General features: G+C 37.1%; 8 protein-coding genes. 5 read left to right on the top strand and 3 right to left on the bottom strand.

From position 1 onward, the window contains the following. Positions 1 to 84: 84 nt before the first annotated feature. On the top strand, positions 85 to 237 hold the full coding sequence (locus BUA96_RS16200) for a YqaE/Pmp3 family membrane protein (RefSeq protein WP_072984927.1): 153 nt from the start codon (positions 85 to 87) through the stop codon (positions 235 to 237). 64 nt (positions 238 to 301) lie between these two features. Beyond that, complete coding sequence (gene lipB, locus BUA96_RS16195; RefSeq protein WP_072984926.1) at positions 302 to 1015, top strand: lipoyl(octanoyl) transferase LipB; 714 nt, start codon at positions 302 to 304, stop codon at positions 1013 to 1015. On the opposite strand, the gene BUA96_RS16190 is transcribed toward lipB, so the two are convergent. The 3 genes from BUA96_RS16190 to BUA96_RS16180 form a co-directional block, all read right to left on the bottom strand. Continuing rightward, on the bottom strand, positions 1016 to 1699 hold the full coding sequence (locus BUA96_RS16190; RefSeq protein ID WP_072984925.1) for a TapB family protein: 684 nt from the start codon (positions 1697 to 1699) through the stop codon (positions 1016 to 1018). 170 nt (positions 1700 to 1869) lie between these two features. Beyond that, the gene (locus BUA96_RS16185; RefSeq protein WP_072984924.1) at positions 1870 to 4353 is read right to left on the bottom strand and encodes a hypothetical protein; all 2484 of its coding nucleotides are present in this window, start codon (positions 4351 to 4353) and stop codon (positions 1870 to 1872) included. A 64-nt stretch (positions 4354 to 4417) separates the two neighbouring features. Further along, a complete protein-coding gene (locus tag BUA96_RS16180) occupies positions 4418 to 5020 on the bottom strand; it encodes a ribonuclease HII (RefSeq protein WP_072984923.1) in 603 nt (200 codons plus the stop codon). A 255-nt stretch (positions 5021 to 5275) separates the two neighbouring features. Between BUA96_RS16180 and BUA96_RS16175 the strand changes: the two genes are divergently transcribed. The 3 genes from BUA96_RS16175 (at position 5276) to BUA96_RS16165 (ending at position 12197) form a co-directional block, all read left to right on the top strand. Further along, positions 5276 to 8530, top strand: coding sequence for a SusC/RagA family TonB-linked outer membrane protein (locus BUA96_RS16175; RefSeq protein WP_072984922.1), 3255 nt, complete (start codon positions 5276 to 5278; stop codon positions 8528 to 8530). A 10-nt stretch (positions 8531 to 8540) separates the two neighbouring features. Further along, the gene (locus BUA96_RS16170; RefSeq protein ID WP_072984921.1) at positions 8541 to 10052 is read left to right on the top strand and encodes a RagB/SusD family nutrient uptake outer membrane protein; all 1512 of its coding nucleotides are present in this window, start codon (positions 8541 to 8543) and stop codon (positions 10050 to 10052) included. Between the two features lie 180 nt (positions 10053 to 10232). Beyond that, entirely contained in the window at positions 10233 to 12197 is a 1965-nt protein-coding gene (locus BUA96_RS16165; protein ID WP_084673197.1) for a putative porin, read from the top strand. Positions 12198 to 12748 lie beyond the last annotated feature (551 nt).

Raw genomic sequence — 12748 nt, 5'->3', positions numbered from 1 at the left:
CTCGCAGCCGAGAAATCAATAACTGTAACGAAAGCTTAGTAATTGTGTCTTATAGACCATCAATCATCATAAATCAAATCAAAAATGAGTTTTTTTAGGGCGTTAATCGCCATCTTTTTGCCGCCTTTATCGGTTCTTGATAAAGGGTGCGGCTCTGTATTATTAGTAACCCTGCTATGGTTTTGTGGCTGGATTCCCGGTGTTATTGCAGCATTAATAATCGTAAACCGGCGCTAATCATCTTAGTTACTGATCTTCTTAGAGGTTATGCGCAGGCTAAAATGTATTGTATCTTTGCAGTATGAATAAGCAAGTAGAAGTACAGGATTTAGGAAATCGCGACTACAAGGAAGTCTGGGATTATCAAGAGCAGCTGTTTAAAGATATTTTAGATCTAAAAATTAAGAACAGGCGCGAAGAAACTGATTTTGCTACGCCTAATCACTTTTTATTTGTAGAACATCCGCACGTGTATACCTTAGGGAAAAGTGGTGATATAAGTAACTTGTTGGTTTCTGAAGAGCAACTCAAGGCCAAAAATGCTACCTTTTATAAGATTAATAGAGGAGGAGATATTACGTATCACGGTCCTGGTCAAATTGTGGGATATCCCATTTTAGATCTTGAAAATTTCTTTACTGATATTCATAAATACTTAAGGCTTCTGGAGGAAACCATCATCTTAACTTTAGCAGAATACGGTTTGAAAGCCCAACGTTCTGAAGGAGAAACCGGTGTGTGGCTTGATGTTGGGACTCCGTTTGCGAGAAAGATTTGTGCTATGGGCGTACGTGCCAGTAGGTGGGTTACTATGCATGGGTTTGCATTCAACGTAAATGCTAATCTTGGTTATTTTGATAATATAATCCCTTGCGGAATTAAAGAAAAAGCTGTGACCTCGCTTAACGTAGAACTCGGGCGTAGTGAAGTGCCTTTAGAAGAAGTAAAGCCAAAATTACTTAAACATTTTGCCGATTTATTTGAAGCAGAGTTGGTGGAAAAGGCTTCTGTGTAATCAGAATTTTAGATCAGTAAGGAGATTGATTCCGGTTATCGCACCCTCTACATTATAATCTACTTGCTTTACAAGCCCAATATCTTCGGCAAACCATTGTTTGACGCTTCCGGTGTTGTTGTTGCGTGGTTTCATATGTGTCTTAGCTTCGATCAAGTAACATTCAAAAGTACCTGCAGGTGTGTTAATGGTTTCTTTTGCAGTCACTATTCTATCGGTTAAAAAATAATGTAATCTATGGGTGATGGGCGCTACTTCGACTTCAATTTCATAAGCCGCATTGCTCAATTTTTGACCTACATCAAGTTTTTTAGGAATGGCTATGCTGCTTGCTGAAGCATCAAAATTCATATTGCTGTATTCTTCAAAAACATATGCAGGAATGATGTTGCGGTTGTTGATCAATAAGGTCGAATCAGCGCATTCTAACGAATAATAATTTTGAGGTTCTTGAGTTGGTGCATCTTTGTCAATTTGTGCAATGATCGCTTTTCGACCTGAAAGCGTATTGAACGTTGATGATACATTAAAATTTGTAACCGCAACTAAAGTATTAGAAGTTCCGTAAGCGGTGATTTCAAAAGAAGTTTTTTCGGTTAATTTTTGATTGTCAGCGCATAGATTTTGAGCGCTAGCAAAAATGCTGTAAAGCAAACTAACAATAAAAAGGGCTGAAGTTTTCATAGGCTGTTGTTATTTAAGTCCATAATTTTTAATGGAAACAGCATTACAGAAACATCTAGGGGGCGGCTCTGTATTCAGGGAAGCTATTTAGCTATAAAGGTAATAAGATAAAAGCTCAGATTTAGGGGTGAAAAACCCTTTTAACACTTTGAAAAACAGTTTGTTTAGGTTTAGTTGATCTGATAGATCAACACACTGTCTGACTCTCCTTTAACCGTTAAACCTAAGTCTTTGGAATTGTGTAAGGTGCCAAAATCTAACTCCGAAGCTCCATAAACAGGGAAATTGGAAAGCAAGGTTCCTTTGCTGGTATAGAGATAAGATTTGTTATTCTGTAAGTCAGTTACAGCAACGTAGTAAGAATTTTTAGCCTTAATAACCTTAAGACCGGTGTAAAGGCCTAAGTCTATAGGAATTGCTTTTTGGTTAATACTAAGTTGCTCGGGGAGCAGGAGTGCTTCGGTTGAGTTAAGACGATCGTACTGAATTTCAGAACCGCTACCTAGCGCTTTTCGGCTTGTTTTTCCGCTTTGCGAAATAGTTATTAAGGAGCCATTCTTCTCACGGACTAAAAATGCCGAGCCGTTCTGAAAAATTGGACTTTCAGCAAAGTCAAATGTTTCCTTAAGTGGAATTCTCGTCTCGCCGCGACGGTTTAAAATCTCCAGTTTCCCGGAAGTTAATTGGACCAAAATATAGTCTTTAGATCCTAAGCGTATGTGTTGAGGCGCTTTGAAAAGGGTGGTGGGCGCTTCGGTGTAGTCAAAACCTTTGACCTTATTGGCTTCCCGATCAAGCATCGTTAAAGTGTTGCCTTGTGTGATCACAAAACGATAGTCTCTACTACCACTATAATCAAATACGGCAAGAGGCTGACTAATGTTGCTGTAGTTGAGATCGAAAGGTTTAACAATAGTACCGTCACTGGCGATAACGTAGAAGTGCGACGGCGTTGTAAAGGCATATTGCAACCTGCCATTTTTATAAAGATCCACTTGTTGAATTTTGCCTAAAATGGGTCCGTCTAACTCCTTTTTCCATTCAATTTTACCATTTGCATCTATATGATAAAGCGTATTGCCAATATCTTGAACAAGAATATTCTGACCTTTAGTACGATAGTTTCTAAGCATTTGTGGAGCATTCAAAAGATCCTGATCAAGCTGAACGCTCGCAGTCTGAACCACTTGAGCTGCAGCATTAGCTGCTGAAATTTTATCTACACGCGCATTTACATAAGTAAAATCATCAGCTTGAACCAATTGCACCATTGCAGCCGGGAATTGTTCAAAATCAATTGCCTTTAGTTTTTTTGCTTCGGTTTTTGAGACTTTACCAGAGAGGTAAGTAGCTAATAAATTGGTGTTGCCATAATAAGTAAGAGTTGAAGCATCACTCATTTTTTTAGCAAGCGTGTTGTAGGCTGGCGTTTTCTTTAAAAGTGCTTCGTTTTGATAATTAGCGATATAATCTTTGATAAGGTCTTGCGATTGAGCAAAAGCTATAAGATTACCTAGCGTACAATAATAGTTTACGGTGGGAGGGTTCAAAAGCTCTTTAAAGGTGCTTTTAATAAAAGTAGAATCAGATATTTTATAAATATCTAATGCTCTAAATGTTTCAGATTTGGTCGAAATGGGCGCAAGTGCCTTTTCGGAAATCGTAATATCATTACTGTAATTGAGTAGTAGATTTTGTTCATTAGTGTAGACCACTGCGAGCTCATTGATCGAAGCAAAGTAGTCTTCCAAAGGCACAGAAAAACCCTTGACTGAAGCATTTCGTTTTTTAGCAAGATTGTTTTTGTAGGATTCCCATTCCTCATACTGAAAACCAATTACACCTCGGCATTGCGCCGGTGCATTAGGAATAAGTTTAGAGGGTGCCGGGTTCAAGTCTTGTAAAAGGTCAAAAGTTTGTTTGCCATTTTGTTCAGAAGTCAAGACTCCACTTAAGCTTAAAGCTGTCTTGTTGTCCAGATCAATATCAAGCGCCAACCATTGAAAAGGAATTTCCGAATCTAAAAATTTGAAATCAGGAATTATGGTTTTGAATAACCTTTTAAAATAAGAACCACGCACATATATATTAGGACTGCCATTATCACTGGTCTTGATCATCTGTTCCAGTGAGAGATCAATAGGATCCCGTCCTGTATTGTTTTGAAGGATTGTGTTTTCGAGGATCAGTTTTGAAGTACTTGCAATAAAAACATCTTCATTGTTCAAAAAGTAAAGCGGAGATTTTGTTGAAGTGATGGTATTTACGGTGGTTTCCTCGTACTCATACGAAGTGATATTTTTGGTGAAAACAGAATCTGTTTGTAGGAGCTTCGGGTGATTTTTAGTGATGAGCGCTAGATCAAAATCATTATCTCCAAGAGCAACAAAAGCAAGATATGCATCGTCCTTTGGCGCGAATTTCTTGAGCAGGTCTGCATACTCTAGAAGTGTATTGTAGAAACCGGTTTCATTTAAAACAGCTGAAGGTTCATTGATTTTAAGCGTTTCATTGAAAACCTCCCAATCAGGAATTCTAAGAATAGCTGCAGATTTTTGAGGTATGAGATGCAGTAAATTGGTATTAGTAGTTGGTGTTTGTTTGCAGTTAGTGATTAAGAACAAAAGTGCGAACGCTAAAGCAAGTCTCCTCATTAGAATACATTTTAAACACAGCAAAGGTAAGTACTCTTAAGTCAGAATATCTGTTTACACAACCTTAAATGTCAAGCCGAAGCTGCTCAGGTAATTGTTTGAAACTTTTACGATGATGTGGGGTAAGTCCGTATGCTTTGATAGCTTCTCGATGCTCCTTAGTGGGGTATCCCTTGTTTTTCTTCCAGTTATATTGCGGAAATTGCATATGCAAGTCCGTCATATATCGATCCCGTTCCGTTTTTGCTAAAACTGATGCAGCAGCGATAGATAAAAATTTGCTGTCGCCTTTTATGATGCATTCGTGTGAGCAATCTTTATAAGGCTTAAAGCGATTACCATCAACTAAAATGTGTTGGGGCTGTTGTTGAAGTTGTTCAATAGCCAAGTGCATTGCTTTTATTGACGCATTAAGAATATTAATAGCATCAATCTCATCAGGAAAAACTTGAGCAATGCCATAAGCAAGAGCTTCTTTTTCAATTATAGGCCGCAATAATTCACGAGACTTATGATTAAGTAATTTGGAATCTGTTAAGGTTTTATTAACAAACGAGTCGGGTAAAATAACCGCCGCAGCAGTAACGGGGCCTGATAAACAGCCTCTTCCAGCTTCATCGGTACCGCATTCTATTAATTTATTTTGTGAACGTAATTTCAAAATCATAGAGGTGCAAAATAGAACAATTTTCAAAATTGCTAAGCGAAGATGCTCTTAAAGAGTTGAATTTTAAAAAATTATGTACTTATTAAAATATTTTTTGAAAATACTTTGATTAGCTGAGTATCTGTTAAATAAAAGCTAATTAAAGCGTTTATTTTAATTATTTACTATGTTAAATCTTAAATGTATCTAAAAATTCGTTGTAATTCTAAGAAACTTTTAAGATGTTTGCGATGGCTAATTCAAATAAATAAATTTATGAAATCAAAAATTACGTGGTGCTTTGCGCTAGGTTTACTGTTTTTAACACAGTTGACATTCGCTCAGCAAAAAACTGTTACTGGTACAGTAACTGACGGCAATAGTATGCCGCTACCAGGAGTAAACATTGTGGTTCAAGGAACCAGTGTTGGTACTCAAACCGACTTTGATGGGAATTATTCTATCAGCGCAGAGCAAGGGCAGAACCTTGTTTTTTCTTACATTGGTTTTCAAGACCAAGTAGTGGCCGTAGGAGCTTCTTCAACGATCAGTGTTTCCATGCAAGCAGGTGAGGAGTTAGATGAGGTGGTGGTTACTGGTTTTGGTAATGTGTCTAAAACTTCTTTTACAGGATCTGCAAAAGTTGTTGAAGGGGAACAAATCTCTAAGAAGTCTTTTACAAACGTTTCTCAGGCACTAGCTGGAGAGGCTGCAGGGGTTTCAGTTTTTAATACTACCGGTCAGCCTGGTAGTACATCTACAATCAGAATTAGAGGTTTTGGTTCTATCAATGGTAGTCAAGCTCCTTTATATGTGGTTGATGACGCTCCATTTGGAGGGAGTTTAAATGATATCAATCCTAATGATATTAAATCTGTTACGGTGCTTAAAGACGCTTCAGCAACTTCATTATATGGGGCTCGTGGTGCTAACGGAGTAATTGTAATTACAACCAAAAAAGGTAAGGGTAGAAATAACCTAAACGTTTCTATTAAAACCGGTACAAACTATCAGGGAATTAAGCGTTATGAGACAATTAAGTCTCCTGAGGAATATATTGGTATTGCCTGGGAAGGAACCTATCAGAGAGGATTGTTAGAGAACGACGGTGATCAAGGAGCGGCAATCGATTATGCAAATGCTAACTTATTCGAAGGGGCAAATGCAGATGTTTCTGATATTTCGCCTGTATACAATATGTGGAATATTGGCGGTAGTGATGCTGCAGCTGTAGCGCAATTGATTGATCCTGCTACTGCAACAGTTCGTCCTGGTGTTACTAGAAGATACAGTCCAGAAAGATGGGAAGACTTTGCATTCCAAAGTTCAAATAGAACTGAAGCAAATGTCTCTCTTTCTAACAGTGGAGAAAACTCTTCTGTATATGCATCTTTTGGATATGTGGATGATGTTGGGTACGCGAATAATACCGATTACAAGAGGTTAAATGGTCGTGTGACAGCTACTAATAATGTTTTGGATATTATTAACTCTACTACAACTATTAATTACGCTCAAAGTGAGCAAAATGTTAATGGTACAAGTGAGGATTCTGGATCACAGTTTTGGTGGATAGATAATTTACCTACTATATACCCATTATATCAAAGAGATGCAGCTGGTAATAGAATTCCAGATCCTATTTATGGTGGATTTCTTTTTGATTATGGTTTAGAAGATGGTCGTGGTTTTGGTTTTGCTACTAATGGTGTGGCAGATTCAGAAATCAATATTAATAAATCAAAGGCAAACTCTATTAACTTCAACAATGACCTTAAAATTGACATTGTTGATGGGTTAACCTTTGAAAACAATTTTGGTTATCAATACTTTATGAGTGAAGATATTGATTTGAACGAGCGTTTTTACAGCCCGGCTAAAGGAGAGGGTGGACGAGTTTCACGAGCGCGCTCTGAAACTAAAAATTATACTATAAGAACAGGATTGCGCTACGCTAAACAATTTGGAGATTTTAATTTATCAGCATTTCTTTCTCACGTAGCAACTGGTTATGAATTTAATTATTTATTTGCTAGTCGTTCAAACTTAGTTACTTCTTTTGGGACAGACATCAGAAATGGTGTTATCAATAACCCAAGTGATGGTTTTACTCGTGAAGAAAAAACTGAAAGCTATATTGCAAATGTAACTTTGGATTTTGCAAATAAATATTACTTAAACGGAACTTTTAACAGGGATGCTTCCTCTAGATTTGTAAATGAAAAATGGGGGAACTTTTATGCCATCGGTGGAGCTTGGATTTTATCACAAGAGGATTTTCTACAAAACTCTAGTGCTATAGATTTTCTAAAACTAAAAGCAAGTTATGGTGTTATAGGTAACTCTGATACAGATGGTTCTTATGGAGGTTTATACCCAGGATATAATATTTACTCTATCAATAACCTAAACAATAATATTTCATTAGCATTTACTACTAGAGGTAATCCAGATCTTACTTGGGAAAGCTCAAATCAATTTAACGTGGGGGCTGAATTCGAACTATTTAATTTTGTTGATGCGTCTGTAGAATATTATAGAAAATCAACAACGGATATGTTCTTCTCCAGAAATGTTGCGCCATCTAATGGTTTTGCAGTTATTCAAGTTAATGATGGAGAAATGTTAAACTCAGGTGTTGAATTCGACTTGGATTTCAGTTTAGTTAAGAGCCCTAAATTCAAACTTAATTTAGGAATAAATGGTCAGCTTCTTGATAATGAGCTAGTCGCATTACCTATCGATCCTACTACGGGTGAAGAGCAGCGTTTTGATCAAGAAGGTAGCTATGGTCGTACTGCAGGCAGATCATTATATGATTGGTATATGCCTATTTATGCAGGTGTAAATATTGAAACTGGTGCCGCACAATGGGAGCGTTATTTTGATGATGTAGATAATGATGGCACTTTCGGAGCGGATGATGTAGTTATTACTTCTTTAACTGGGTATATGAATGATAATCCAGATGCAAACATTGTTCAAGACATTACCGAAGTTTATGCAGAAGCGGCAGACAGATTTGTTGATAAAACAGCAATCCCTGATATTACCGGTTCTTTCCGTTTAAATGCTGAGTATGGAGCTTTCTCACTAAGTGCATTGTTCGCTTACTCTCTAGGAGGATGGTCTTACGATGGAGCTTATGCTAACTTGATGGATAACGATTATGCGGGAACTAACAATTTTCATGTGGATATTAGAGACCGTTGGATGTCGCCCGGAGATGTTACAGATATTCCGCGTCAAGATGCTAGATTTCAAATTCAGCAAAGTGCTACTTCAACTAGATTCCTTACGAAATCAGACTTCTTAGCATTGAATAATATCCGTTTAGGTTATACGATGCCAACATCATTTGTTGAAAAAATGGGATTAGCTAATTTAGATTTGTTTCTTTCTGGGGATAATTTAGCATTATGGTCTAAGAGAAATGGTTTTAACCCTTCTACTTCGGTTACTGGTAATTCTAGTATCTATCGATACAATCCTTTGTCAACAATTGTATTTGGGGTTAATTTAACATTATAAAAAAAATAAAATGAAAACTTTGAGAAAAATTATATATGTAGGGGCGCTGTTTGCGTTGACTTCTTGTAGTGAAGACTATTTAGAGGTGCAGCCTACAGAGGTATTAACTGATGCGCAGGTAGCTGCGGCCACTGAAGTTAATGAGGAGGCAGCAAAAGGAACTTTACTTGGGATTTATGAAAACCTTTACCGCTATGGAAGTGGAGGAACGACTGCGCAAGAAGATTTTGGGATTACAGCACAATATATGCAAATGGATATATTAAGTGGTGATGCTGCTCATTTAGGAAAAAGTTATAATAGACAAGTAAATATTTCAGAGCTAACGGCAACCCTAGATCCTGATAATGATGTTAACTATAGAGCTTGGAGATTTTTGTATAGAATTATTAATCTTTCAAATTTAGTTATTGACGCTTCCGGTGGTAATGATGTGGTGCCAGAAACTGAAACTGGTAGATATACGATTGGTCAAGCTAAGGCACTTCGTGGTTATGCATACTTCTTTTTGATTCACGCCTATGTGAATGATATCTCAGATTTAACCAAGCCTGTTTTGCCGCTTTATAATAGTGCAGAGGTGTTAGATCAACCTAAAAGTTCTTTGCAGGACGTTTTCAATTTTGTGCTAAGTGACTTATTAGACGCAGAAATCCTTCTTGATGGTTTTGTTCGTGAAGAGAAAATTGAAATCAATCAGGATATTGTAAGAGGTTTATTAGCTAAGACTTACGGAGCTATGAACAATTGGGCATCAGCGCAAGAATATGCTAAGAAGGTAATTGATGCTGGTTATCCTATTATGACGGCAGATGAAGTAGCTTTGTTGCCAGGGGAAGATGGTAGTGTTGGTGGTTTCAATGATATTAATACAATTCCAGGTGTTATTTGGGGTATTAATATTACACCAGAAGGTCAAGGATTAGCTTCTTTACTTTCTTGGTGGGGCTTTATGGACGCGTACAGTTATAGTTACGCGGCAGTAGGTAATCCAAAAGGTATGGATGCTGGATTGTATAGTAATTTTAGAGAAGACGATATTCGATTGAATCAATTCAGTTCAACTTTAAGACCTCTAGGTAAATTTTATTATAAAGGCGCCGAATTGAATGGTTTTGGATTGTTCTCAGGACCACAGGCAAACATTGACTCAGATTCGCATTATATGCGTTCCGCAGAAATGTATCTACTACATGCAGAAGCTGCGGCTGAAAATGGTGATTTTGCAGCTGCAAGAACTAGCTTGAAAGCAGTTTTAGACTTAAGATTAGATGATACTTCTTATATTGATGCTATGCCAAATAATCAGTTGGCAGACGAGGCTGCTTTGCAAGCGAGACTTGAGCTTTGGGGAGAAGGTCAATCTTATTTCATTATGAAAAGAAGACGTGAGACGCGCACTAGAGGGTCTAACTGGTTAGACTTTGCTGGGCAATCATTTAACCATAATGATGAGAGATTAACTTATGAAATTCCGCAAAACGAAATTTTGTTTAATACAAATCTGACGGATCAGAATTAATCATCATTATTGATGAATTTTAGAACCGGATAGCAATTCAATTGCTATCCGGTTTTTATTTGCAAGATATCTAGGTCTAGATAAATTGATGTATAATTGCGCGAGATAGAAGTATTAAATATTTTTTGATGATATTCTTCGTTATATATTTAGTTTCGCATATTTAAATAAGAGAGAAGTATGGGTTTTAGGATTAAACTTACTTGCATCATTGTATTAATGTTTGGTTTTAAGATGTTTTCTCAAGATAATTCTACAATTAGACGTGAAGGAGGAGGGAGAAACAGTTATGAAGACAGTTTAACCAATAGAGGTCTTAAAAATAGAGCAGCACGCCAACGCCCACCCTTAGATTTATACAAAATCATTTCAATTGAAAATGACACCACTATTGTAGATACATCACTTACGGTAGAAAAACTCTACAAGTATAATTACCTCAGGAAAGACAATTTTGAGTTGTTGCCATTTGCTAATGAAGGGCAAACCTATAATACGCTGGCCTATACTTTTGATAGTGAAAAAGTGATGCCTGAATTTGGAGCCCGCGCGCGGCATTTCAATTATATGGAGGTTGATGATATTTTTTATTATCAAGTTCCCACGCCGTTAACCGAGCTATATTATAAAAGTGTATTCTCTCAAGGCCAAAACCTTGATGCGTTTTTTACGATGAATAAATCTAAACGCTTCAATTTTTCTATCGCTTATAAGGGGTTGCGAAGTTTGGGTAAATATCAAAACGCACTTACCAGTACAGGGAATTTCAGATTCACGACGAATTATCAATCAAAAAATAACCGTTACAACGTTAAAGCGCATTATGTGGCGCAGGATTTATTAAACGAAGAAAACGGTGGCCTTACAGATCAAGCCTTGGTTAATTTCGGAGGAGGCGATTCTCAGTTCAATGATCGCGCTAGGCTGTCAGTTAACTTTGAAGATGCCGAAAGTATTCTCGATGGAGCCCGATTTTACATTAATCAGCGCTACGACTTAATTAAGCAGAATGACAGCGTCAATAAGAATAGAATTCAAATAGGGCATATCCTCAATTACGAAGACAAGTTCTTTGAATATAGGCAAACCACTCCCGCTACTGATCTATTCGGCGAATCTTTTGTGACTTCTAATTTGGTAGATCGCACAGATTATGAAGAATTGAACAATAGAGTCTTTGTAGAGTATTCAAACAATATATTAGGAACGCTAAACTTTCAGGCTAATCATACCTATTACAATTATGGCTATAACTCGGTGCTCGTTCGAGAAGATGAGACGATTCCCAATGCACTTCAGGGGGGTATTGTTGCAGTCGGAGCTTCTTATAGAAAAGCGTACAAAGGCTTTCAATTAAAAGGCGAAGCACAGACCAATGTGGTAGGTGACTTTTCGGGCTTAGATTTTAATGCAGAGGCCAGTTTTAAGCTAAAAGATAAAGCAGCATTTTCTGGCGGAATTCACATCAATTCTTCTCCTGCAAATTATAATCACTTGCTGTATCAAAGCAGTTACCAGAATTACAACTGGTACAATGCTGAAAATTATGAGAACGTAAAGACCAGTTCTCTCGATTTTAAGATGGAATCAAAAAAATGGTTCAATGCTTCTGCTAGTTTAGTGAGTATTGCAGATTATGCTTATTTTGGTAGAAATAATGCCGGCTTGGTGCAATCTTTTCAGGCAGATGCTAATGTCACCTATTTAAAATTCAAGCTCAATAAGGAATTTAGATTGGGCAAATTTGGTTTAGATAATACGGTGGCTTATCAAAATGTAAGTTCAGGGATGAGTTATTTTAATGTTCCTGAAATCATCACGCGAAACACCTTGTATTATACAGATGAATGGTTTCAAAAGGCGCTTTTCGTTCAAACAGGTTTTAGATTCAACTACTTTACTGAATATAATATGAACGCGTATGATCCTGTACTTGCCGAATTTTACGTTCAGAACGATCAGGCTTTGGGTGGCTTTCCGTTGTTAGATTTGTTTTTCAATATGAAAGTTCGCCAGACGCGCATCTTTTTCATCGCCGAGCACATCAATTCCTTGGTGAGTCCTTCGGATTATTATTCAGCTCCGGGTTATCCGTACCGGGATTTCACGTTTCGTTTTGGGTTGGTGTGGAATTTCTTTTTGTAGGTTTTGCTGTTTTTAACATCAACCTGGCTTTCGCTACTCGCTTTATTGCGCTTTTGGCAGCGCAATAAGAGCTCAAACAGGCCGCTCAATCCCTAACCCGAATATTTTTAATGGAGAAGAATCAGAATTTTTTGTGTAGTTCATCGAGTAAATCCAGTAAAATTCTGGATTTTGCTTTTTAGGAAGCTCTTTGAATCCTTCATTATTTTGGCTTCATCAGCATATGCAGAACTTTTTTCAAAAACTTTAAGAATGTAACTTCTTGTAAACAAGGTGTTAGAAAATTATTTTAAAAATACTTAAAAAAAGTGCTTGTGGGGTTAGATAATCGTTCTATATTTGCGCCTCCAAAATCGGATATAAAAAACGGTTTTATGTTCATAGAAATATAGATCAAGTAAACAATCTTAAGGTAAGCTTATAGGTTGTTTGTTGAAAACAAATGTTCGCTTAGAGGTTATTGATACCTTTTGGCGGCGCTAAGAAATAAAGTTTAAAAAAAGCTTGTTTTATAAAGGAAAAGGGTGGTATCTTTGCCTCCCGATTTTCGG

It is taken from the genome of Leeuwenhoekiella palythoae (genome assembly GCF_900130045.1).
Taxonomy (GTDB): domain Bacteria; phylum Bacteroidota; class Bacteroidia; order Flavobacteriales; family Flavobacteriaceae; genus Leeuwenhoekiella; species Leeuwenhoekiella palythoae.
This window is presented reverse-complemented; position numbering and strand designations above follow the sequence as displayed.